Origin of the sequence: Pseudomonas crudilactis (assembly GCF_013433315.1) — a bacterium.
GTDB classification, from domain to species: Bacteria; Pseudomonadota; Gammaproteobacteria; order Pseudomonadales; family Pseudomonadaceae; genus Aquipseudomonas; species Aquipseudomonas crudilactis.
The window spans coordinates 557,875-582,076 of sequence record NZ_WXVV01000001.1 but is presented as its reverse complement, the minus strand read 5'-3'; the positions used below and the strand labels follow the sequence as shown (position 1 = coordinate 582,076).

The 24,202-nt window shown below is 56.7% G+C and carries 20 protein-coding genes; 15 read left to right on the top strand and 5 right to left on the bottom strand.

From position 1 onward, the window contains the following. The first annotated feature begins 245 nt into the window (after positions 1 to 245). From GTU76_RS02400 to GTU76_RS02390, 3 genes are all read left to right on the top strand, one after another. On the top strand, positions 246 to 941 hold the full coding sequence (locus GTU76_RS02400) for a hypothetical protein (RefSeq protein ID WP_180697998.1): 696 nt from the start codon (positions 246 to 248) through the stop codon (positions 939 to 941). A 163-nt stretch (positions 942 to 1,104) separates the two neighbouring features. Then, a complete protein-coding gene (dsr1, locus tag GTU76_RS02395) occupies positions 1,105 to 4,938 on the top strand; it encodes an anti-phage defense-associated sirtuin Dsr1 (RefSeq protein ID WP_180697997.1) in 3,834 nt (1,277 codons plus the stop codon). Positions 4,939 to 5,715: 777 nt separating this feature from the next. Then, positions 5,716 to 6,075, top strand: a complete 360-nt coding sequence (locus GTU76_RS02390) for a DUF6124 family protein (RefSeq protein ID WP_180697996.1) — start codon at positions 5,716 to 5,718, stop codon at positions 6,073 to 6,075. Positions 6,076 to 6,232: 157 nt separating this feature from the next. On the opposite strand, the gene GTU76_RS02385 is transcribed toward GTU76_RS02390, so the two are convergent. Then, complete coding sequence (locus GTU76_RS02385; protein ID WP_180697995.1) at positions 6,233 to 6,622, bottom strand: hypothetical protein; 390 nt, start codon at positions 6,620 to 6,622, stop codon at positions 6,233 to 6,235. 130 nt (positions 6,623 to 6,752) lie between these two features. Further along, entirely contained in the window at positions 6,753 to 7,094 is a 342-nt protein-coding gene (locus GTU76_RS02380) for a hypothetical protein (RefSeq protein ID WP_246375988.1), read from the bottom strand. A 592-nt stretch (positions 7,095 to 7,686) separates the two neighbouring features. Here GTU76_RS02380 and GTU76_RS02375 point away from each other — a divergent pair. Both GTU76_RS02375 and GTU76_RS02370 read left to right on the top strand, forming a co-directional pair. After that, entirely contained in the window at positions 7,687 to 8,046 is a 360-nt protein-coding gene (locus GTU76_RS02375; RefSeq protein WP_180697994.1) for a DUF6124 family protein, read from the top strand. Between the two features lie 594 nt (positions 8,047 to 8,640). After that, positions 8,641 to 9,972, top strand: a complete 1,332-nt coding sequence (locus tag GTU76_RS02370; RefSeq protein ID WP_180697993.1) for a hypothetical protein — start codon at positions 8,641 to 8,643, stop codon at positions 9,970 to 9,972. 210 nt (positions 9,973 to 10,182) lie between these two features. On the opposite strand, the gene GTU76_RS02365 is transcribed toward GTU76_RS02370, so the two are convergent. Continuing rightward, positions 10,183 to 10,665, bottom strand: coding sequence for a GNAT family N-acetyltransferase (locus GTU76_RS02365; RefSeq protein ID WP_180697992.1), 483 nt, complete (start codon positions 10,663 to 10,665; stop codon positions 10,183 to 10,185). Between the two features lie 543 nt (positions 10,666 to 11,208). Here GTU76_RS02365 and GTU76_RS02360 point away from each other — a divergent pair. Beyond that, positions 11,209 to 11,568, top strand: a complete 360-nt coding sequence (locus GTU76_RS02360) for a DUF6124 family protein (RefSeq protein WP_180697991.1) — start codon at positions 11,209 to 11,211, stop codon at positions 11,566 to 11,568. Between the two features lie 177 nt (positions 11,569 to 11,745). On the opposite strand, the gene GTU76_RS02355 is transcribed toward GTU76_RS02360, so the two are convergent. Then, positions 11,746 to 12,687 carry an aromatic alcohol reductase gene (locus GTU76_RS02355; protein ID WP_180697990.1) on the bottom strand — a complete coding sequence of 314 codons (942 nt, stop codon included), beginning with the start codon at positions 12,685 to 12,687 and terminating at the stop codon, positions 11,746 to 11,748. Between the two features lie 96 nt (positions 12,688 to 12,783). On the opposite strand from GTU76_RS02355, the gene GTU76_RS02350 reads away from it, so the two are divergent. Then, positions 12,784 to 13,242 carry a winged helix-turn-helix transcriptional regulator gene (locus GTU76_RS02350; protein WP_180697989.1) on the top strand — a complete coding sequence of 153 codons (459 nt, stop codon included), beginning with the start codon at positions 12,784 to 12,786 and terminating at the stop codon, positions 13,240 to 13,242. A gap of 591 nt (positions 13,243 to 13,833) precedes the next feature. On the opposite strand, the gene gspI is transcribed toward GTU76_RS02350, so the two are convergent. After that, entirely contained in the window at positions 13,834 to 14,220 is a 387-nt protein-coding gene (gene gspI / locus GTU76_RS02345) for a type II secretion system minor pseudopilin GspI (RefSeq protein WP_180697988.1), read from the bottom strand. A 147-nt stretch (positions 14,221 to 14,367) separates the two neighbouring features. Here gspI and gspG point away from each other — a divergent pair, with 147 nt between their 5' ends. The 8 genes from gspG to GTU76_RS02305 all read left to right on the top strand — a co-directional run bounded on the left by gspG (position 14,368) and on the right by GTU76_RS02305 (position 24,076). Then, complete coding sequence (gene gspG / locus GTU76_RS02340) at positions 14,368 to 14,826, top strand: type II secretion system major pseudopilin GspG (RefSeq protein ID WP_371748295.1); 459 nt, start codon at positions 14,368 to 14,370, stop codon at positions 14,824 to 14,826. A gap of 8 nt (positions 14,827 to 14,834) precedes the next feature. After that, the gene (gspK, locus tag GTU76_RS02335; RefSeq protein ID WP_180697987.1) at positions 14,835 to 15,794 is read left to right on the top strand and encodes a type II secretion system minor pseudopilin GspK; all 960 of its coding nucleotides are present in this window, start codon (positions 14,835 to 14,837) and stop codon (positions 15,792 to 15,794) included. Continuing rightward, positions 15,791 to 16,969: a type II secretion system protein GspL gene (gspL, locus tag GTU76_RS02330; RefSeq protein WP_180697986.1), complete on the top strand. Its 1,179-nt coding sequence runs from the start codon at positions 15,791 to 15,793 to the stop codon at positions 16,967 to 16,969. Before gspK ends, gspL begins: the two co-directional genes overlap by 4 nt. Then, positions 16,962 to 17,507 carry a type II secretion system protein GspM gene (gene gspM / locus GTU76_RS02325; RefSeq protein ID WP_180697985.1) on the top strand — a complete coding sequence of 182 codons (546 nt, stop codon included), beginning with the start codon at positions 16,962 to 16,964 and terminating at the stop codon, positions 17,505 to 17,507. The genes gspL and gspM overlap by 8 nt, the downstream gene beginning before the upstream one ends. Beyond that, on the top strand, positions 17,504 to 19,870 hold the full coding sequence (gspD, locus tag GTU76_RS02320) for a type II secretion system secretin GspD (RefSeq protein WP_180697984.1): 2,367 nt from the start codon (positions 17,504 to 17,506) through the stop codon (positions 19,868 to 19,870). Before gspM ends, gspD begins: the two co-directional genes overlap by 4 nt. Further along, complete coding sequence (gene gspE, locus GTU76_RS02315; protein ID WP_180697983.1) at positions 19,867 to 21,273, top strand: type II secretion system ATPase GspE; 1,407 nt, start codon at positions 19,867 to 19,869, stop codon at positions 21,271 to 21,273. The genes gspD and gspE overlap by 4 nt, the downstream gene beginning before the upstream one ends. After that, entirely contained in the window at positions 21,273 to 22,484 is a 1,212-nt protein-coding gene (gene gspF, locus GTU76_RS02310; RefSeq protein ID WP_180697982.1) for a type II secretion system inner membrane protein GspF, read from the top strand. Before gspE ends, gspF begins: the two co-directional genes overlap by 1 nt. Positions 22,485 to 22,972: 488 nt before the next feature. Continuing rightward, positions 22,973 to 24,076, top strand: coding sequence for a substrate-binding domain-containing protein (locus tag GTU76_RS02305; RefSeq protein WP_016986280.1), 1,104 nt, complete (start codon positions 22,973 to 22,975; stop codon positions 24,074 to 24,076). Positions 24,077 to 24,202: the final 126 nt, after the last annotated feature.

The following is a 24,202-nucleotide window of genomic DNA, read 5'->3' as shown; positions in this document are numbered from 1 at the left end:
GTGGAGAGGTTGGGGGAGGGGGTGGTGTTGCCTAGGTTGATTCGTCCCTGATTTGCAGGGTTGAGGTTAGTAATCTTTGCTGTTTCTTTTAGGCGTCAGTTCGATCGCCTTTACGGAGGAATAGAATTGACAGGCAAAAAGTGTTGGCATTTGGTTTCGGGCAGGGATAGATCGTCGTGAGTGTCCGCTACCGGTTGGAATCGGTGGTCAAGGTTCGCTAATATCCGAGAGTTGTTAACGCCGGTATGCCGGTTTACACCATTAGGGAGTTTTTTGTGGGGGAGCCTTTTGACTTCAGTAGAATCAGTAATATTTATGTCGCCGCGCGCCAGAACGACAGGCAGACAGTAGTCTTTGAAATCCAGAATGGACGTGGCATCTTCGTATTCATGATGTTCTTCTCTGATGACGACGACTCTCATGATCAGCTCTTTCTATACTTGGCACGAACTGCCCGCATGATTCCATTGAAAATGTACGGTAGACATAAAGTTTACGAGCCTGAAAAAAACAAGTTTGTCGTTTACCTAACACTGCAAGATAAGCAGTACATTCGGGAAGAACTTGGGCTTGAAGGTGGAGGCAAAGTCTTCGATTTCAATGAGTTTTTAAAGACGCTCAATGACGAAATTCCTCAAGAGCTGACCTTTGCGGATCTTCAGGCTAACTGCAGGACTCACCGGGATGCATTTAGGCAACCTGAGCTTCGTCAGGTAATCGATGACGCGCATAAAATCTATCTCATTGGACCGATGTCCCTAGTGTTGCCGAAAAAACCTAGAGAAAAAACGCTTCGTAAACTTTATATCCATATAGATGCAGAACCTTATGTTCTAGAGCGTTTCATCTCGGCACTCAAACGTAAGAATGTGACGGTCGCATGGACCGATAAACCCGAACGAGCTAATAGGAATATTCACCAGTTGTTAAGCCTTATGTGAATTTATGTCACGTAGGAGCGTCGCATCAGAGAATCCGTATTAATGGATTTGAGTCTACTCTTACGTGGTTTACTGCTCCCGATGCTCCTCTCGCTACAGAGCAGAAACCGCCGCCCGCAGGAAACATGGGTAAGTAAATTTCGATTTCTCAGGAAGCAAGGGAATGCAGTTCATCTTGAATGGTCCAGATATCCCCGATGCGCTCCTGCAGGCACATGAGGAAGGGCGCGTCGTTTTTTTTTGCGGCGCAGGCATTTCCTATCCCGCTGGCTTGCCCGGTTTCAGGGGGCTAGTGGATGAGATATACCAGCGCGTAGGCACCACTCGTTCGGCAATTGAGCAAGACGCCTATGGCCGCAGTCAGTTCGACGCCACGTTAAATATTTTGGAAGACCGATTGCCAGGGCAACGTCAGGGCTTGTCCATGCGCAAGGCGCTAGCTCAGTCACTGCAACCTAACCTACGTCTTAAAGGTGCTACAGACACGCATACGGCTTTGCTGCAGTTGGCCAAATGTCGCGAAGGCGCGTTGCGACTAGTGACGACGAACTTCGACCGAGTCTTCGAACGGGTGGCCAAACGTGAAAGGCAATCTCTCAGTACCTTTGCTGCACCGATGTTGCCCATTCCCAAGAATAGCCGCTGGGATGGACTGGTTTATCTACATGGCGTGCTGCCCGAAAAAACGGATCACAGCGCGTTGCACCGGTTAGTAATTACCAGCGGCGATTTTGGTCTCGCTTATCTAACCGAACGCTGGGCAGCCCGGTTTGTGTCTGAGCTTTTTCGTAACTATGTGGTGTGCTTTGTTGGGTACAGCATTAATGACCCAGTGTTGCGCTACATGATGGACGCTTTGGCTGCTGACCGAATGCTGGGCGAGGTCACACCCCAAGCGTGGGCTCTTGGGGATTGCGAGCCCGGACAAGAGTCGAGCAAAAACATCGAGTGGCGCGCTAAAGGTGTTACACCCATCCTCTACGAAGTGCCTGTCGGCAGCCATGATCATTCGGCTATGCATAAAACACTAAAGGCCTGGGGTGAAACCTACCGCGATGGTGTGCTTGGGAAAGAACGCATTGTGGTCAGCCATGCACTGGCGCGCCCGGCTGCCAGCACACGCCAGGATGACTTCGTCGGCAGGATGCTTTGGGCATTGTCAGATCGATCAGGGCTCCCGGCCAAACGGTTTGCCGAATTCAATCCAACGCCATCACTGGACTGGCTGCTAGAAGCGTTCTCGGTAGACCGATACGGACACAGCGATCTTGCCAGATTCGATATCCACTCACGTGCCGAAGTCGATACGAAACTCGCCTTTAGTTTGATTCGGCGCCCTAGCCCTTATCATCTCGCACCGTTAATGACGCTAGTCGGCCAATCAACTGGTGGACAATGGGATAACGTGATGTTCCAACTGGCACGCTGGTTAGTACGTCACCTGAACGATCCTGCGTTGATTATTTGGATTTCTCAGCGAGGCGGTCAGTTGCATGATCGTTGGCCTTGGCTGATTGAGCATGAGTTAGATCGCTTCGCTCGATTGACAAAAGATGGCAACACCTCTGAGTTGGACGAGATCCGGACCAACGCACCCAATGCCATTCCTGGACCATTGATGCTAACGTTCTGGAGTTTACTGCTTACCGGGCGAGTGAAATCACCAACGCGTGAGTTGGATCTTTATCGCTGGGAAGCTCGACTGAAGCGTGATGGGCTCACTGCCACTCTCCGCCTAGAGTTGCGTGAATTGCTGGCACCAAAGGTCGTGTTGAAGGAATCGTTCCGCTGGGGCGACGAAGAAAATGAAGACACAGATGAGGTTTCACGTATTCGGCGATTGGTGGACTGGGAGTTAGTTCTTGCTGCAGATAATGTGAACTCCTCAATGATCGATCTGGATAATGACCATTGGACTGCAGCAATACCGGGCTTGCTGGATGATTTTCAGCTTCTCTTACGAGATGCTCTAGCTTTGTTGCGCGAGCTGAAAGAGGCAGATGATTACGACGACCGATCACATTGGGATCTACCTTCTATTAGTCCACACCCCCAAAATCGTGGTTTCCGTGACTGGATAACATTGATCGAACTACTTCGCGATGCATGGTTGAGACTTCACTCAAGCGAAACAAAACGAGCTCGGTGGATTGCTGAGAGTTGGTTTGATGTGCCGTACCCTACATTTAAGCGATTGGCGTTCTTTGCCGCATCCCAGGATCATGCCGTTTGCCCGGAATGCTGGGTTGAATGGTTAGTTTCTGACGACGCTTGGTGGTTGTGGTCTGTTTGTACGAGGCGGGAAACGTTCAGACTTCTGGTCCTTCAGGGCGCTCGACTTGCGTTACCAGAGCAAGATCGATTGGAAGCTGTAATCTTGGCCGGTCCACCCCGCGAGATGTATCGAGACGATCTTGAGCCAGAACGGTGGCAAGACTTGGTCCAGCATTCAGTCTGGTTGTATCTGGCCAAACTAAATTCTTCAGGTCTCACTTTGGGGGCTTTAGCGGAAACACGCTTGACAGATCTGTCCAGTAGCCATCCTGAATGGCAACTTGCAGATAATGAAAGTGATGAGTTTTCTCACTGGATGAGCGGTACCGGAGATCCAGATTACGAAGAAAGCCGTGATGTCGTTAACGCACCGCGTAAACGACAGGAACTGGTCCATTGGCTCAAACAGCCATCGCCGATTCGGCGCCCATATTACGAAGACACCTGGCGTGAGACATGTCGTACCAGGTTTTATCACAGCCTGCTTGCTCTGCGAGATCTATCGCTAGAGGGATTATGGCCCGTGGGTCGTTGGCGGGAAGCACTACAGGTGTGGAGTGAGGAAGGTCAGGCGCTACGCTCTTGGCGATATGCTGCGTTCTTGGTACAGACGTTTCCCGAGGAAATACTAGCAGAGCTCGTGCGCAGCCTGTCTTGGTGGTTAGATGCGGTATCTAAGTCTATTGACCGTAATGAAGCGATTTTTCTGGATCTTTGTCGTCGTTTATTGGTGCTTTCGTTCGAGTCTGGCACGGGTATGACGAGAAATGCCGAGGTGATCGTTCAACCTGTCACTGAGGCTATCAATCACCCTGTTGGGCATGTCACACAGGCCTTGCTAAATCTATGGTTCAAACGTGGGCCAAATGATAACGATGAGTTGCCCACTGAAATCCAACCTATCTTCACTCAGCTGTGTAATACCCGGGTAGCACATTTTCGGCATGGCAGAGTACTGCTGGGGTCGCGATTGATTGCACTATTCCGTGTAGATCGTTCATGGACAGAACAGCATCTATTACCACTATTTGATTGGAGGGTAGATCCATCGGAAGCTAAGGCAGTATGGGAAGGTTTTTTGTGGTCGCCTCGGCTATATGGACCCCTACTTGCTGCCTTCAAATCTTGTTTTCTTGAAACCGCACACCATTACGTCGACTTGGGAGAACACAGGCATCAATTCGCTGCATTTATAACCTATGCGGCACTGGAGCCTATGGATGGCTATACCCAAGAAGACTTTCGTCTCGCCATCGAGGCGTTCCCACAAGAAGGATTGCAGGAATCTGCGCAAGCCCTTTCTCAGGCCCTCGAAGGTGCTGGTGAGCAGCGAGAGGATTATTGGAGGAACCGCATCCAACCGTTCTGGCAAAACATTTGGCCCAAATCTCGTGACCTTGCCACTAGCGGTATCGCCGAATCCCTCGCGCGCTTGAGTATTGCCGCTGGAAATAATTTCCCCATCGCTTTAACAGCTGTGCAGGATTGGTTACGGCCGGTTGAACATCCTTATTACGTTGTGCATCAACTGCATCAGGCCAACCTATGTACTCGATTTCCGCATGATTCCTTGCGACTTCTTAATGCAATGGTTGATGGCCAACAGTGGCCTGCTATGGATTTGAGGCAGTGCCTGAATTCAATAGCTCACGCGGCTCCTGAGCTGACTCAAGATGTTCGGTATCAACGCCTTGACGAGTATCTAAGACTGCGTGGAATGTGAAACCCAAGTATGTGACACGATGGTTTGTTTACGATGGAATCGGCCAAGCAGCGAGCATGACTATAACTAAGGCAAAGCCATTGTCCGACCTCACTCCCAAACATCTCCGCGCCGTACGTGCTCTTTCGCCATGATGTCATGACGATCTAATCCAATCGGCCCGTGCCATATCTACTACAGCCGACTTTGAAAGAGGTTCAGGTACGCCGGGTGCCAATGATAACCAAAATGTTCGTGACGTCTTTTAATAAGTCGCCTGCATTCGCTTTCTCGCCTTGGGCGCTGTTTTCGGGCCAACTGTTACCGGCGTTTTAGCGAAAATATGCTCAGGTACGCCGATTTATTTGATGATGCGGAACTTCTATCGTCTGTTGGGAAAGGGGAGATCTATTTAGGAGATGTATTGGAAAAGGGGCTAGATAAACGCCAGCGTTTAAAAGACATTTCCAAACACTCTCTTAGGCTACACACCCTTGCGCCTTTGCCTACAGCTACGCCAGAATCCGCCGGCTTGTGCGCTTTGTACCTGGTCTTTATCGTCTACGTGTCGCTGGCAACCCAGCGACCGGGTTTAGCGACCTGACCAGGTATAAGTACAACGACGCTCCAGTTTGTCGCAGACGTTTGCGACGACGATATGGTGGCTGTGCGTGGGAGACCTTCGGGTCTGCCGGGTCTTATACCTCTCGGTTCGCTAACCCGCGTACAGCTGCCACCCTTACTTTGTTTAGCGACAGGTTTTGGTGGTTCCACCAGGTATAAATATGGAGCTTCACCATGATCAAACCAACACCCAACCCGCCAGAAACCGCCTCGGTTTCCCCCTACGAATCCATCGATTCCAAAAAACTCCACGAAGCCGCCGACCGCGCGCTCGACCATTACCTCTGTCCGCCCGGTTCCACTCCGCCGCCACGCAAGAAACGCGGGATGTACGCCGTAACGGCGGACTACAAAAACGAAGAACTGCTGATCGATGCCAGTGAAACACTCGCTTCGGCCAAAACCCTCGCGCAGAACGTCGCCAGCCTGTTGCCGGCATCGCAGCGCCAAGCGCTGGCGGGGATTGCGCAGTTGATCATGCTCGGGGAGTTGGCGGTGAATCGGGCGTTGGATAATTTGCAATTGCCGGGTTGATGCGGGTGCCGGGATCACCTGGTGATTGATCGGGTGTTCATTCTGACGCTTTCGCGAGCAGGCTCGCTCCCACAGGGTTTTGTGCTGATTGCAGATGTTGTGTACAACGCTGAAACCTGTGGGAGCAGTTGATTATTACCGTGCCGTCTTCGTTTGGTTATTGAGTCGCTTCAGGACATTCGCGGGTCCATCGCGTCACCGTCATGTCATTGAATTGCTCACCGAGGGTATCGACGCGTAGGCAAGTTCCTTTCTTCGCGTAGTACAAGATGCAGCGCGAGCTATCAAACGAGCAGGTGTCCAGTTCGAAGAACTTGCGTGTAGCCAGCTCCTTCTCCACGCCGCTGTACTCATAGCCGTCGTTGGTATGCATCCGCGTCGGCTTCCAGCCTTGTTTGACTAGCTTGGCCCTGGCCGCCACTAAACGCTCACCGACGACGATGCCTGCTGGCCCGTGCTTTTCGTTTGACGCCTGTGAGCCGCCGGCAAACGCTGCGCTGATACCCATGCAATAAACTGCGACAAGTACTAGGGTTGAAGCCTTCATTGGACAGTTCCTCCGCAGATTGGTAGGTCGATAAAAAGTCCGGATACTCGGCGTAAGGTTGCGGAGGATAGTGATTCTTCTTGCCTGGACCTTCGGGAAGCGCCGCCCACTTTGTTGTCGATTTCTGGTTTCAATCCTTTTCAGGGCATTTGAAGTTCCAGGAATAAACTTTCATGTCTTTGACTTCTTCGCCGACAGTTCCTACACCTAAACAATCTCCGTTCTTGATGTAGTTGAAGCTGCAGAAACGGACGCCCTCCGTGCAAGACTCGATTTCATTGAAGCCTTTTCTTTGGATGACGTTTTCAACCCCGAACTCACCTGAGTAGGACGGATTCGGCTTCCAGCCATTTTTGATCAAAGCTTTTCGGGCTTTCGAAAATGGCATTCCCTCTTTGATAGGAACGTCTGCTGCGCTAGAAAATAAACTGACGCAACATAAAAGGCTGATGGCTAATATTTTTAGGTTCATTTAACAGTACCGCCAAAAATCTACCGTCCATGTACATTTGCGTCGCACAGAATGCCTGAGGCAAAAGTTGCGCTCAACATTTCTTACAACTCTTTGATTGACTGTTGGTGAGTGGCTTCTGTCGAGTCGCTCGCAATGCCTTTACGCCCCGACTGGGTTTACGCTTTGTGCGCGGGAACAATTGCCGGTAATGGGGCAGATTTGTTTAAGGGGGGAGGTGCCGCAGTAAGGTCTCGATAAACACCAGCGTTTAAAAAGACATCTCCAAACACTCTCCCAGGCTACACATCCTTGCGCCTTTGCCTACAGCTACGCCAGAATCCGCCGGCTTGTGCGCTTTTGGGTCGGATTCTATTGTGGTCCGGTCGCTGACGAATCAGCGATCGGGTTTGGTAGCCCGGCTTAGACTTGGCGCATAGCGTCACCCGATACAGACCTTTTTGGGGCTGTGTATTTATGGTGGCCATGCGCAGGGCGTCTTCGGGCGCGCCGGTTCTCCAAGTCACCGGTCTACCAACCTTCGTATGGCCACCACCCCTTCGTTTGGTAGCGAAAGATGATGGCTCCTTTTCTATGATTTGGAGATTCACTCATGATCAAACCAACACCCAACCCACCCGAATCTATCTGCACGTCTCCCTACGAATCCATCGATTCCAAAAAACTCCACGAAGCCGCCGACCGCGCGCTCGACCATTACCTCTGTCCGCCCGGTTCCACGCCGCCGCCACGCAAAAACCGTGGGATGTATGCCGTCACCGCCGACAACAAAACCGAAGAACTACTGGTCGATGCCAGTGCAACACTCGCTTCGGCCAAAACCATCGCCCAGAACGTCTCCAGCCTGTTGCCGGCATCGCAGCGCCATGCGCTGGCGGGGATTGCGCAGTTGATCATGCTCGGGGAGTTGGCGGTGAATCGGGCACTGGATAACTTGCAGTTGCCGGAGTGATGCGGGTGCCGGGATCACCTGGTGATTGATCGGGTGTTCATTCTGGCGCCTTCGCGAGCAGGCTCGCTCCCACAGGGTTTTATGCTGATTGCAGATGTTGTGTCTGGCGCTGAAATCTATGGGAGCGGGTCGGTTACTCTGCTGCGGCGTGTTCATTTGGATTCACGGGGCCACTAAAGTCTCAAACCGTGCCGGCTGCGATCAAAGACCTGCAGTCAGCCTTGGTCAGTCACCTATTCTCCGCCAAACGGATCGTCTGCTTACAGGGCAACAACGATCACCTCTTACCGTGTCTCATCGTTATCTTCCCCATCGACCAGACGGCGTTTGAGCCGTAAATCGGTCATTCAGTTTGTTGCGCGATCAGAGTGATAAATGCGTATAAGCATTTTTCCGCATTATGAAATGCATTTGTGCATTGATTAATTATGCATTAACGCATACCGTTGCTCCGACCGGTTCAACAACCCGGTTCGAAACCCAACGTTTCAGCTGCCCCGGTCTCAACGGTTCGGCGGTAGCAACTTAATCATTGAAAAAACTCTCGGCCCCGACAGGTGCGGAGGATTTTTCACATAAAAGGAGTCATGCCTAATGACAGATAACGCGACCAATAGCGCTGCCCAGGTTGATTGCATCGGTGTCGATACCCTCACCGATTTGCGCGCTGTGAGCTCGGCTACGACCAGGAAGGTTTCCACACTAGGCTTCGCTGCTCGCGGAGATGGCGGCCACGTAGATTACGTTTTAGACGCGGCAGATACGACGACTCCCGAGTCGAGTCCCATGGTCATCGTTGCGTACGATGGCGGCCGATGGAAGTTGATGCACGACGGTAACGTCACGGCTGAACAGTGTGGATTCAAGCGCGATGGCACGGTAAATACCCAGAACGTTTTGAACTCGGCCATCGCAGCAGTGACGAAGGCAGGGGCGCGAATCATGTGGGGACATGGCACCTATGTCTGCGAGCACATTGCAATCATTCCGAATATGTCATGGGTTGGTAAAGGGCAGTTTTTTACTGTTCTCAAGGCCAGAGACGGCCTGAACCAGGACTTCATAACCTCGAATTTCAACATCAACACGGACAACGTTTCGGTTGTGGGTATGCAGTTCCATGGCAACCGCGCCAAAAACTCTAACGGGCAGACCTTCGCACTCAAAGGGGCCAAGCAGAATCTTCGGCAGGTCACCATCACGCAATCGGCACTCCATGGTCTGATCACTGACTTCGACATTATTGATGGTGAACGTCCTCTTGGTTTTGAAAGCACCTATGAAGACATTCTGATCGACACCACGGGTGGCCATGGCTGGATGTATAACGGCCCGACTGATTCCTCAATGACCAACGTAACGTTGCTTGACTGCGGCGTATTGAAGGACAACACCTATTTCGGATTGATTGCGAGCAGGAATTTCAGAGCGGACAACCTGCACCCTTGGAACCGTTCTTCAACCAGTCACGTTCCCGCTGCCTCTGTCTATATCCAGGCGAGTGCACCCGGCTGTACGGCGGTCAACTCACACTTTGAGGGAGGCCACTGCCCGCTGAAGATTCTCAGCAACCAGAACGCCTTCAGTGACTGCGATTACTACGCAACCCGTGGCGTTTATTGCATTGAGAACTATGGCGCGGCGAACAAGATCAGCGGTGTACTTGGTGCGACAGCGGCTGCGGTGAACCCCAACTACCGGGGAATTTTGCTGCAGGGCGCAGGCAATATGGTCGACCTCACGGACGGTGGGTGTGTAAACGGCGCGATCGACTTTAATGGCAGTCAAGGCGGCAACATGGTCAGGATTTCTGGCTATCGGAATTCGGGTGTTCCGTATGTCGGAACGCCTCATCCGGCAGATATCGTGAGTCTGGTTCTTCTTGGCCCGGGAGGAGGGGTACTGACAAAAGCCTATTCGGCGTAATTGTCAGTGCGGTACATCAGTGCCGCATTTCGCTGCCTGCGAGCAGGTTTTGATTGGGTGGGGGTTGTCAGTGACATCTGGCGACCTCGGCCATTTAAAAGGGGAAAAGGGGACGAATTTTTTTTGAAAAATAGATCCGTCCCATCTACCGCATAGGTGGATGCCCATCTAACGGTGCAACCTCTGACGTTGCACCGTATCAAGATCTGCCTAGTCGCCCAAATCAACGGCATTACCGGTAGCCCGGACATAGTAATTATCGAATTCACCGCTTTCGACGAACACGAAGCCATGGCGAGTGTAAAAACGATTTGAAGCGCTTTCCTTGAGAGCCCCCACCTTGATGGGACGCCCGATCTCATCAGCCTCTCTGAAAATCCGAGTAAGCACTTCAGAGCCGATTCCTGCTCCTTGAGCACTGGGTATCACATACAGATGATCAAGCAGCAACTCGCTCTGCTGGTCTTTGATTACGACAAAACCGACCAGATCACCTGATACTTCTATGCGGCGTGTGCTGTTAGCGTTGAACCCACCAATAAATCGTTCGCGCGCACGATCTGGGTCAAATCGTCCAAGCCGTTCAAGGCTCTCGCGCATGGCTTCAATCCTGATGGCTACCAGATCTTCCAGGTCGTTATTGGAAGCGGCGCATAAAACGACAGCGGAGTTTTGATCAGCGGAGGTTGGCATAACAGGCACCCTAAACATGGCCGGTCGGTGATTATAGAGAACAGAATCCGCATAACCACTGCGACCTCGGTTCAATGGAGGAGATGGTTCCATCGTCAGCTTCAGGGGGATGTGTTCGCTGGCCGCTTACGTCTGTTGGGGCAAGGTGCCGGATCTGTCGTGGGATCCGAGACGCAATGAGGATTCCGATAAACGCCAACGTTTAAAAAGACATCTCCAAACACTCTCCCAGGCTACACATCCTTGCGCCATTGCCTACAGCTACGCCAGAATCCGCTGGCTTGTGCGCCTTGGAGACGGGTTCTATTGTGGTCCGGTCGCTGACGAATCAGCGATCGGATTTGACCGTCCGCCCAATATCAAGGCGCGCCAGCGTTCTGCACGTGTTCAGGCATTGTCTGAAATCATGTCGCGGTGGCTGTGCGTGGGACACCTTCGGGTGTGCCGGATTCCTTGATGTCCGGTCGGTCAACCCGCGTACAGCTGCCACCCTGTTTGTTTGACCGCGAACGGTGGCGGCTCCAGTCATCAAGGAGCTTCACCATGATCAAACCAACACCCAACCCGCCCGAAACCGCCTCGGTTTCCCCCTACGAATCCATCGATTCCAAAAAACTCCACGAAGCCGCCGACCGCGCGCTCGACCATTACCTCTGTCCACCCGGTTCCACGCCGCCTCCACGGAAAAACCGTGGGATGTATGCCGTGACGGCGGACAACAAAACCGAAGAACTGCTGGTCGATGCCAGTGCAACACTCGCTTCGGCCAAAACCATCGCCCAGAACGTCTCCAGCCTGTTGCCGGCATCGCAGCGACAGGCGCTGGCGGGGATTGCGCAGTTGATCATGCTCGGGAAGTTGGCCGTGAATCGGGCGTTGGATAATTTGCAATTGCCGGAGTGATGCGGGTGTCGGGGGCACTTGGTGATTGATCAGGTGTGAACTCTGGCGCTTTCGCGAGCAGGCTCGCTCCCACCTTTGAGTGTGTTCCAAGGTGGGAGCGTGCTGGCTCTTCAGCCGCGATAAATGTCGAGATGATGTACGCGTATCAGGACCTGCAAGTGGGATGCATTCTTTGCGTCAATCAACTGCGAGGTTGTCCCGAGCCCACTGTTCAGCCGTAGTGACCTGAATCGACTGCCGCTCGTTGAAAGTCCCCGCTTTCGGCCACGACACGCCTCTGCCTTGGGCAAATACGGCGCGGTATTTTTTGATGTGGTGGGTGGGGTCTTTTTCCAGTTCCTGCATCAGGTACGGAACCGTCCAGACGTTACGCTTGAACGGCCGCCCCAGCACACGCTCGAGCAGGTTCGCCACCTGCCCATACGTCACCGTGTCGCCAGACAGGTAGACGATCTCATTGCGAAAGCGCGGTTCGAAGAAGACGATTTCCGCTGTCAGCTTGCCGATGTCCTCGGGTGTCGTGAGCGTCACGCTGGTTTCCAGGCTGCCCAAGGCGTTGACGGTGTGGTTCTCAAAGTCGACGACTTCAAATACTGGCTCGAACAGAAAACTGGTGAACATGCCGGTCGAGATGATCACCCATTCGGTTTTATCCTGGGCACGAAGCAGCTCGCGCACGTCGAGTTGCGCATCGAACAAATCCTGCGGGCTGCCCCGGCCAATCACTTCGAAATCGACGCCAAACTGCCAAGGGAAGTAGCGCTTCACGCCGGACTTGAGCGCTGCGGTCGCCAGTTTCATCGGCGTTTCCCGGCCCGCGACCATGCCGGCGCAGCCTATGACGGTGTCGAATGCTGCGAACACTTCGGCCAGTTGATCGATGGAATCGTTAACCAGGTCTGCAGCGACCAGTTGGATGCCCAGACTGCGCAGTTCATCGATTTCCAGTTTTTTCTCGGGAGCTTGCGTGTTGATGGTCGAATCCCTCAGCAGGACGCTGATGGTGCTGCCGGTCGAGCGCTCGGCTACCCGCGCAAGATTGCGCAGCACCGGCAGGCCGAGTTCGCCGGCGCCGAGTACGAGAATGGATTGTGGGGAAGGGTGGGTCGCTGCGGTCATGATGTCTCCTGAGATCCGTCGTCTGTATGATTTGGCGATGCTGGCACGATTGCGCAGCGCTCAGAAGAAGGCACACGCGTGATACCAGGGGGACACATGACCGATGAGGAAACCCTTAGCCAGGCAGAAGCGATCTGCCAGACGCTAAGACGAGACGATGATGGCGTGCGGCGCGAAGTCCTGGCTCACGCCGGTAGCCGCTGGTCACTGGGTATCCTGCATGCTCTGGGTGTGTACGGCACGATGCGTCATGCCGAGATCAAACGGCAAATGACGGGCGTGACTCAGCGCATGTTGACCAAGACGCTGCGTGCGCTGGAACGCGATGGTCTGCTGATACGGCGGGAGTTGGATCAAGTGCCGCCCCATGTCGAGTATGAGCTGACGGCGTTGGGGATGGAGCTGTTGGTTCGTATGTCGCCGATTTGGACTTGGGTTGTGGAGCACGTCGATGATTTTCGTGAGGCTCGTCGTGCGTTTGATAGTCAGAGTGGGAAAAAGCCTTCGTGGCAGGTTCCGGTGGTGGGGCTGGTTGATTTGGATGGGGCTGATTGATTGGTTGCTTTGGTTCAGGCCAGTGCGCAGAACGTGGCGAATCTGTTGCCGGGTTTGGGGGCTTGCGATTAGAAGCGGCCCTCACCCCAGCCCTCTCCCGGAGGGAGAGGGGGCCGACCGAGGTGTCTTGCGAGGTACGTCGACCTGGAAGATTTTGGTGATTATGGTTTTGGTGAAAGGGCCTTGGGGATTATGGCTTTGGTGATTCTGGGGGTTGCGAGTAGAAACGGCCCTCACCCCAGCCCTCTCCCGGGGGGAGAGGGGGCCGACCGAGTTGTCTTGCGTGGTACGTCGACCTGGAAGATTTTGGTGATTATGGTTTTGGTGAAGGACCTTGGCGATTATGGCTTTGGTGATTCTGGGGGTTGCGAGTAGAAGCGGCCCTCACCCCAGCCCTCTCCCGGAGGGAGAGGGGGCCGACCGAGGTGTCTTGCGGGGTACGTCGACCTGGAAGATCTTGGCGATTATGGCCTCGGGGAAGGATTCGATTTGGCTTTGTGAGCTTGGCCATTTTGGATTCAATGAAAGACGTTCAAGTCGGTATAGCTCTCGAATATCCCCGAATCGGTTCCCTCTCCCTTTGGGAGAGGGCTAGGGTGAGGGGCTTTCCGTTCGGGACAACAACGTCTCAAGCTTGGCCAACGGCGGTGCATCCTGATTGCGGTCGAATACCTGGATACCAATCTTGAGCAAGCGGCCATTTTCGGCTGCGCTGATCACCTGCTCACACCGCAGCAACAACCGCCCCTGATCACATTCCTGCGCCTTCATCCCCATCGGCAACTTCCCTTCCAACCGCAACTCCGCCATCCGACTCTGCGCCGCAATCATCGCCACCGACCGATCCCTCAAAACTCCGCTGCTCTGCGTCATCAACCCCGCCACCCGCACAGCCGCCGACATCGCCACGGCAATAATCGCTAGCGCCACCAGCACCTCAATCAACGTGAAACCCGCTTCCCGCGAACGCGCACGCATAAACCGCCCAAAACCAAAACCCAGCCCTCGACGCTAACCCGCGTCCTTGACGGCTTGACGACGAAAACACCCGAGGATTTTCAACATCACTGACATATCTTCTTGCAACACTGCGCGTCGAATCGAATCAAGCCAGGGAATGTCGAGATGGATATCGCACCTTTCAAATCGCTTCAGCAACCGATGCGCGCGCCGCGTGGGCAGCAGGGTTTTACCCTGATCGAGATCATGGTGGTCGTGGTCATTCTGGGGATTCTCGCGGCGATGGTGGTGCCGAAAGTGCTCGACCGGCCTGATCAGGCGCGGGCGACGGCGGCGAAGCAGGATATTGGTGGGTTGATGCAGGCGTTGAAGCTGTATCGCCTCGATCACGGCACTTATCCGAGCATGAACCAAGGCCTGAAGGTGCTGGTGGAGCGGCCGGCGGATGCGAAGAACAGCAATTGGCGCTCGTACCTGGAGCGCTTGCCGAACGATCCGTGGGGGCGTCCTTATCAGTACCTCAACCCTGGCGCGAATGGCGAGATCGACATCTTTTCCCTCGGTGCCGACGGTCAGCCGGACGGCGACGGCGTGAATGCCGATATCGGTTCCTGGCAGTTGTAAGGCCGGCCATGAACAGCCGCTCGCCTGAGGGGGCGAAGCAACAGGGCATGGCGATTATCAGCGCGTTGCTGATTGCGGCCGTGGTGGCGGTGATTGCGGCGGGCATGTTGACGCGCCAGAGCGTGTCGACCCGGGCGCTGGAGGCGGATCAGCAGCGTGTGCAGGGGCGCTGGGTGGTGCAGGGTGGGTTGGAGATCAGCCGTCAATTGCTCTGGGACGCACGTCAGCGCGATCCGTTGACCCGGCTCGATCAGCCGTGGGCGCAACGTCTTTCCGCGCAAGGTTTTGAGGGGCGACTGGAGGATGAGCAGGGCAAGTTCAACCTGCGCAATCTGGTCGCCAATGAGCGTGTCGATGAGGCGCAGGTCGCGGCGTTTCAGCGCTTGTGCGAGTTGATCGGGGTCAGTGCCGGGTTGAGTCAGCGCATCAGTCAGCGGGTGATTGCCTCGTACCCGCGGCTGCTGAATGCGCAGATGGCCGAGGCGCCGAAAAGTGGTTTTGACACTGGCCGCGTGACGTCGCCAAACGCTTCACACAAACCGCAGAAGCCGACGTTGCCGATGCTGCGCAGCATCGATGATTTGCGCAGTGTCGACGGTGTTAATGAGGCGCTGATCGGCAAACTGGCGCCGTACCTGACAGTGATCCCCGCGACGACTTGGCTCAACGGCAACACCGCCACCGCGCCGGTCCTGGCCGCTTATGTGCCGGGGCTGTCGCTGGAGCGCGCGAATGCGCTGATTGCCGAGCGCGATTCCGGGCGCTGGTTTATCAACCGTGGAGATTTTGTTAACCGTTTGCGCATGCCGCAACTGGAGCTGACCAGCGTCAAGGTCGGCATCACCAGTGACTGGTTTCGCCTGCGCGGCGAGGCGCGGCGTGATCAGCGGCGGGTCAGTCTGGAGGCGTTGCTGCATCGCAGCCAGGACCGCTTGCCGCAGGTGATTTGGTCGCGGGTGGGCGTATGAGCCAGTTGAAGGTGGCGTTGCCGCCCTTGGCGGAGATGGATCTGCACAGTCAATTGCACTGCGCCTGGCTGGATCGTCAGGGCCAGGTCACGCGCGAAGAACGCCTCAGTCTGAGCCAGTTGAGTCAGCAGTCGAAACTGCCGCCGCTGGTGTGTTTTCTGCACCCGGCTGACAGCTTGTTGGCGAGTCTCGAATTGCCGCCGTTGCCTGCGAACAAGATTGTCGCGGCGGTGCAATGTGCGGCGCAGGCCTTGATGCTTGGCGACAGCAACGAGATGCACATTGCGCACAGCTCGCGGGACGATGCCGGGCAGGTGCTGATCGCTTGGGCTCCTCGACAGCTCTTGTTGCGTTTTGGCCAGTTGCTCAAAAATGCTGGGCTGAACCTGCGCGGTCTCTACCCGGCGCCGTACTGTTTGCCGGTGTTGCCCGGCACCGTCGCTTGCGTGCAGGACGGGCATTTGTTACTGCGCGATAGTGTGCAAGCGGCGCGGGTGCAGCCGTTGTTTGATGACGGCCTCGACGGTGTCGTGTGGGAACCGGGCATCACTTTGCACTGGATCGGTGAGCAACCGCCGCCGGGTGCTGAACTGCCGATGGCGGATGCGCAGCGCTGGACTGGGCCGCTACCGGGTTGGGGGCTGCATGGCGCGGTCCAGCAGCAAAAAACCGAGCATCGCGGCTGGGGCAGGGCGATCGCTCTGTCAGCGTTGGCCGTGGCGGTTTGGGTGATCGGTTTGAACCTGTATGCCGCTCGCGAAGCTGGGCAGGGTCAGCAGTTGAAAACCCAGATGAACTTGCGGGTAAAGCAGGCCTTTCCGGAGTTGCCGGTAATCCTCAACCCATTGCAACAAGCGCGTCAGCAATTGGCCGTGCGGCAGAAGGGCGCGGCGGATGATCCGGCGCAGACTTTCAATCGTCTGGTGTTGCAGGCGGGCAGCGGCATGCCGTCGATGGCTGGCAGTGTCGAGCGGTTGGCGTTTGTCGACGGCGCTTTGCAACTGAGTCTGCTGAGTGAGGCCCGTCGTGGCGGCAATGATCAGGAGTGGCAAAGCACTTTGGCCCAGGCCGGCATCAGCGTGACGGCAGACGACGAGGGCTGGATCTTGCGTCCGGCCACTGAAGCCAGCCCAAGTGAAAGCGACGACAGCGGCGGAGCAGAAGAAGATGAATAAGGCCTCGCTCGCGCTGTACCGCGTCAAGTGGCAACGCTTTAACGCTCAGCTGCAGGCGCGTTGGCAGCCGTTGGCCTTGCGCGAAAAACGCATGGTTGCCGGCATGGCCGTTGCGCTGATCGGCCTGTTGTTGTGGGTTGCGCTGATCCAGCCACCGCTGAAGAAAATTACCTATTGGCAAACCGAGACGCCAAAGCTGCGCGCGCAGACCGAAGCGCTGGAAGTGCTGCTGCGCGAAGTCAGCGTGCGCCCGGACGGGCAAAGCCTGGCGCAGTCGCTGGAGCAAACCCTTCAGGCTAGCGGCCTGGCGGGGCATTACCAATTACAGGAGGCACAGGGCGCCTGGCAGTTGACCTTCGACGCGGCGCCGGCCGATGCCGTGCTCGACTGGCTGTTGAGCAACCCGGCACAACTTTCTCTGCAAGTGGTCGAGGCCCGTTTGCAACGCGCGGACAACCCCTCGACCGAAGTCACTGCCGGCACTTTGTCAGGCACCGTTCGCATGGATCAGGCGCTGGGCGCTAAGGAAGCTTCATGAAGGGGTCAGGATCCAAACCGGCACGTCTGGCGTTGCCGATGCTGCTGATGGCGTTGAGCGCGTGCAGCAACACCAGCACACTGCAAAACCAGCCGCCGTTGCTGGTCGACAGTGAACTGGGTCGGCCGCTGGCCAACACCCAGCGCAGCGGCGACGCGGTGCTCGACCGCGAGCGCGCACAGGCTCAGGCGCGACCTGTGCCGAAGCAATTGCACAACATCAGCAAAAGTGCGCGCAGTGGGGCGGCGGCTTCGGGCATTGCCTTGCCGAGCAATCCTTTGGGCGATCAACCGGTGACGCTGAATTTTGTCGACGCCGATATTCAAGCGGTGGTGCGGGCGTTGTCGCGTTCGACCGGGCAGCAGTTTTTGGTCGACCCTCGGGTGAAGGGCACGTTGACGCTGGTCTCGGAGGGTCAGGTGCCGGCGCGGCAGGCTTACGACATGTTGTTGGCGGCGCTGCGCATGCAGGGTTTCAGCGTGGTCGATGTTGGCGGTGTGGCGCAGGTGGTGCCTGAGGCGGATGCGAAGCTGCTGGGTGGGCCGATTTACAGCGCTGACAAACCGGCGGGTAACGGCATGCTCACGCGCACGTTTCGCCTGCAATACGAGAACGCGGTGAACCTGATTCCGGTGCTGCGGCCGATCGTGTCGCCGAACAATCCGATCAACGCCTACCCGGGCAATAACACCATCGTTATCACCGATTACGCCGAGAACCTGACCCGCGTTGCGCAGTTGATCGCGAGCATTGATTCGCCGAGTGCGATCGACACGGATGTGGTGCAGATCCAGAACGGCATCGCTGCCGACATTGCGCCAATGGTCGCGGATTTGCTTGATGCGCCGGGCAATGATCCGACGCAGAAAATTGCGGTGATTGGTGACCCGCGTTCCAACACCATCATCATTCGCGCTGGCAGCCCGGAGCGTACCGAGTTGGCGCGAAATCTGATCTACAAACTGGATAACGCGCAGAGCAATCCGAGCAATCTGCATGTGGTTTATCTGCGTAACGCCCAAGCGGCGAAACTGGCGCAGGCCTTGCGTGGTTTGCTGACTGGCGAGAGCGACAGCGGCACCAGCGACAGTGCGCGTTCGGTGCTCAGCGCCATGGGTGGCAGCACCGGTGGCAGCAGTGGGCAGAATGGTCAGAGTGGTACGCAAAACAGTGGCACGACATCGACCAGCAATAGCAGCGGCAGTACCGGTGGCAGTTACGCACAAGGCAGTGGCGGCACCAGTAGCAGCGGTAATCAGGCGAGCGAACAGAACGTCGCCTTCAGTGCCGGCGGCGTGACCATTCAGGCCGACGCCACCACCAACACCTTGCTGATCTCCGCGCCGGAGCCGTTGTATCGCAACTTGCGCGAAGTGATCGATCTGCTCGACCAGCGCCGCGCGCAAGTGGTGATCGAAAGCCTGATCGTCGAAGTCGGTGAGGACGATGCCAGTGAGTTCGGTGTGCAGTGGCAGACCGGCAATCTCGGTGGCAATGGCGTGATCGGTGGGGCGAATCTGGGTGGTTCGGGGATCAACGTCAACGGCAAGACAAGCATCGATGTACTGCCACAAGGTTTGAACCTGGGTTACGTCAACGGCACTGTCGATATCCCGGGGATCGGCAAGATTCTTGACCTGAAAGTGTTGGCCCGGGCGTTGAAGAGCAAGGGCGGCACCAACGTGCTGTCGACGCCAAACCTGCTGACTCTCGACAACGAAGCGGCGAGTATTTTTGTCGGGCAGACTATTCCGTTTGTCAGCGGCAGTTACGTGACTGGCGGTGGCGGTACCAGCAATAACCCGTTCCAGACCGTGACCCGTGAAGAGGTGGGTCTGAAGCTCAACGTGCGCCCGCAGATTTCCGAGGGTGGCACGGTCAAGCTCGATATCTATCAGGAAGTCAGCAGCATTGATGAGCGGGCTTCGGCCAGTTCGACCTCGGCGGGGATTGTCACCAACAAACGCGCGATTGATACCAGCATTCTGCTGGATGACGGGCAGATCATGGTCCTTGGCGGCTTGCTGCAGGACGGTTACAGCCAGAGCAATGACGCGGTGCCGTGGCTGGGCGACATTCCGGGGATCGGCGCGCTGTTTCGCAACGAGCGGCGGGCGATTACCAAGACCAACCTGATGGTGTTTCTGCGCCCGTACATCATCCGCGACAGCGAAGCGGGGCGCAGCATTACGCTGAACCGCTACGACTTCATGCGCCGTGCCCAAGGTGGTTTGCAGCCGGAACGCAGCTGGGCAATGCCGGACATGCAGGCGCCGCAGTTGCCGACGGCGGCGCAGGGTGTGCCGGCGGTTATGCCTGCCTCAGGGCCACGCGCGACGATCAAAGCGGTGCCCATCCAATGAGTTCGCTGCCCTACGCTTGGGCCAAGGCGCAGCGCATTCTGTTGTGCGATGGCGTGCTGACCGTGTGCCCGTCGACACCGGGCTGGTCGATCAGCGAGGCGCGGCGGCAGTTTGGCGCGACCACGATTCAGCGGGTGCGCGATGACGAACTCGATGGCTTGCTCGCCGCTGCCTATGCCGACACCGGCAGTGCGGCGGCAGTGGTCGGCGCGGCGGAGAATGAAGTCGACCTCGACCGCCTGATGCAGGACATGCCGGAAATCACCGACCTGCTCGACACCCAGGACGGTGCGCCGGTGATCCGCATGATCAACGCCTTGCTCACCCAGGCCGCGCGCGACGAAGCCAGTGACATCCACATCGAACCCTTCGAAACCCATTCGGTGGTGCGCTACCGCGTCGACGGCACCTTGCGTGACGTGGTCTCACCGCGCAAGGCGTTGCACGGTGCGCTGGTGTCGCGGATCAAGATCATGGCCCAACTCGATATCGCCGAAAAACGCCTGCCGCAGGACGGTCGTATCGCCCTGCGCGTGGCCGGGCGGCCGATTGATATTCGTGTTTCCACGGTACCGACTGGTCATGGCGAAAGGGTGGTGATGCGTCTGCTCGACAAACAGGCCGGGCGCTTGCATCTGGAAACGCTGGGCATGGACGCGCAGGTGCTGGCCAAACTCGATCACCTAATTCGCCAGCCTCACGGCATCGTTTTGGTCACCGGGCCGACCGGCAGCGGCAAGACCACCAGCCTCTATGCGGCACTGGCGCGACTGGATGCGAGCACCAGCAACATCCTCACCGTGGAAGACCCGGTGGAATACGACTTGCCGGGCATCAGCCAGATTCAGGTCAACGCCAAGATCGACATGACTTTTGCCCTCGCACTGCGGGCAATTCTGCGCCAGGACCCGGACATCATCATGATCGGCGAAATCCGCGATCTCGAAACCGCGCAAATCGCCGTGCAGGCTTCCTTGACCGGGCACTTGGTGCTGGCGACTCTGCATACCAACGACGCGGTGTCGGCGGTCAACCGCTTGATCGACATGGGTGTCGAACCATTTTTGCTGGCCTCGTCGATGCTCGGCGTACTCGCACAACGGCTGGTGCGGCGGCTGTGCAATCAATGCAAGGAAGAAGACCCCACCGCGCCCGGCACCTGGCGCCCGGTCGGTTGCGCAAACTGCAATCAAACCGGTTACAGCGGCCGCACCGGCATCCATGAATTGTTCTGCATCGACGACGACATCCGCACCCTGATCCACCAAGGGGCAGGGGAGCAGGCCTTGCGCGCTTCGGCAGCCAAAGCCGGGATGTTCAGTCTGCGCGAGGACGGCGAGCGCTGGATCCGCAGTGGCGCCACTGCGCCCGAAGAAATCCTCCGTGTGACACGGGACGCCTGATGAATCGCTATCGTTTTGAAGCCGCCGACGCCACCGGCAAGATCGAATCCGGGCACCTCGAGGCGGACAGCCAGGCTGCCGCGTTCACAACATTACGCGGGCGCGGTTTGACTGCGTTATCGGTGCACAAAGAAAGCAACGTCGCCCAGCACGGCGGTGGCGGATTGTTCAGCGCCAAACTCTCCGATAACGATCTGGCGTGGGCCACGCGGCAATTGGCGAGTCTGCTCGGCGCCAGTCTACCGCTGGAAGCGGCGCTGAGTGCCACGGTCGAGCAGGCTGAGAAAAAACACATCGCTCACACCCTCAGCGCGGTGCGTGCGGATGTGCGCAGCGGCATGCGACTGGCCGAATCGCTGGCGGCACGACCACGAGACTTTCCCGAGATATATCGCGCGTTGATTGCGGCGGGGGAAGAGTCCGGCGATCTGGCGCAAGTGATGGAACGGCTCGCCGACTACATCGAGGAGCGCAACAACCTGCGCGGCAAGATTCTCACTGCGTTTATCTATCCGGGCGTGGTCGGGCTGGTGTCGATCGGCATCGTGATTTTCTTGCTCAGTTATGTGGTGCCGCAGGTGGTCAGCGCGTTTTCCCAGGCGCGGCAGGATTTGCCCGGTCTGACGTTGGCGATGCTCAACGCCAGTGATTTCATCCGCAGTTGGGGCTGGCTGTGCGCCGCGATCATGGCCGGCGCGTTTTGGAGCTGGCGCCTGTATCTGCGCAATCCGGCGGCACGTTTGAGTTGGCATCATCGGGTGCTGAAGTTGCCGTTGTTCGGGCGCTTCATCCTCGGCCTGAACACTGCGCGTTTCGCCTCGACTCTGGCGATTCTCGGCGGCGCCGGGGTGCCGTTGCTGCGTGCGCTGGAAGCGGCGCGGCAGACGCTGTCCAATGACCGCTTGAGTTTGAGCGTCACTGAGGCCACGGCCAAGGTGCGTGAGGGCGTGAACCTCGCCGCTGCATTGCGGGTGGAGAATGTGTTCCCGCCGGTGCTGATTCATCTGATCGCCAGTGGCGAAAAAACCGGATCGCTGCCACCAATGCTTGAGCGCGCGGCGCAGACCTTATCCCGTGATATCGAACGGCGGGCGATGGGCATGACCGCATTGCTGGAGCCGCTGATGATTGTGGTGATGGGCGGGGTGGTGCTGGTGATTGTGATGGCGGTGTTGTTGCCGATCATTGAGATCAATCAATTGGTCCAGTAGCCGGTTTTTATGGTGTCTGATCGGGCCCCTTCGCGAGCAAGCTCGCTCCCACAGTGTTCGGTGGTGTGAAGTAAATTGCATTAACAACATCAATCCCTGTGGGAGCGAGCCTGCTCGCGAAGGGGCCAGTCAGGCCAATAGATAATTCAAAGTTTTTGCAAAAGATTCTCCATCACCCGAGCCATGTTTCCCCCATCCTCGGGTTCTCCTTTCTGTCATCTGCAACCACCCGCCAACGCCTCCAGCCCGATTCCGCCAAACCCCCGATCCAGACGCTGCACGACACCCGACAAACACCCGAGAAAATCCCTTCGGAAACATCGTTCAGCTCCCGAGGTTTTTTCCTTTATCTGTCACCGGAAGCTGCGAATTTCTCAGTGCGACTTAACCAAGGCCAACGCTAGCGAGGGCCCCGGTGAGTCCTCCCAGTGTCATGCAAGTCACCCGAAAACCTGTGTTCCCAAACCTAGTTGAAAAGGAGATTCTTCATGTTCAAGCGCACTCTGATCGCAGCCTCATTGACCGTCGCCGCTCTGGCATCCGCCCAAGCCATGGCCGTAACCGGTGGTGGCGCCTCACTGCCTGCCGCTCTGTACAAAGGTTCTGCCAACAGCATCCTGCCTGCCAACTTCAGCTACGCCGTGACCGGTAGCGGCATCGGCAAAAGTGCTTTCCTGACCAACACCGCCGCACAGTTCAGCACCACTGGCACTGTGCACTTCGCCGGTAGCGACTCGATCCTCAGCGCTTCGGAAATCAGCACCTACAACACCAACTTCGGCGCTTCGTTTGGTCCGCTGATCCAGCTGCCATCTGTCGCCACTTCGGTTGCCATCCCTTACAAAAAGGCCGGCAACACCACCCTTAACCTGACCAGCGCTCAACTGTGTGATGCCTTGTCGGGCACCAAGACTACCTGGGGCGCGCTGTTGGGTACCTCCGACACTACCGCGATCCGCGTTGTTTATCGCACCGCTTCGAGCGGCACCACCGAAATCCTCAGCCGTCACCTGAACTCGATCTGCCCGACCAAATTCGCCGTCAACACCACCTTCACCAACGCCCGTCTGCCAGCAGGTTCCGCTGTGCCGTCGAACTGGGTAGGCGTGGCCAATACCGCTGACGTAGCCCCGGCAGTCAACGCGGTTGACGGTTCCATCGGTTATGTCGGTCCGGACGGAGTCAACGCTGCGAGCAACGCTGTTGTTGCGCGTATCAATAGCGTTCAGCCAACCAGCGCCAACGTCAACGCTGCTCTGGCTTCGGCTCCACTGCCAACCAACGCGGCCAACCCGGCGCAGTGGTCCCCAGTGGTTGCCAACCCGTCCAGCGGTTATGCAATGGCGGCTTACACCAACTTCATCTTCGGCCAGTGCTACAAGGACGCAGCCGTGGCCGCTGATGTCAAAGCGTTCCTGACCCAGCACTACAGCACTCCGGGCAACGCCGTGGCCACTGCCGCTCACGGTTTCATTCCGGTTCCAACCAACTGGAAAACCGCTGTAACCGCTAACTTCGTCACCAACTCCACCGGCAACAACCTGGACATCAACAACGCCAGCGTCTGCAACGCTGTCGGTCGTCCTTTGTAATACACGCCTCAAGCGTCAGGAAATGGCAGCAGCCTTCGGGTTGCTGCCATTTTTTTTGCTCGATTTACACCTCAATCATGAAGTTTGTGTGACATCCGTTCGGTCGCGCCCCTCGCCAACTGCCTA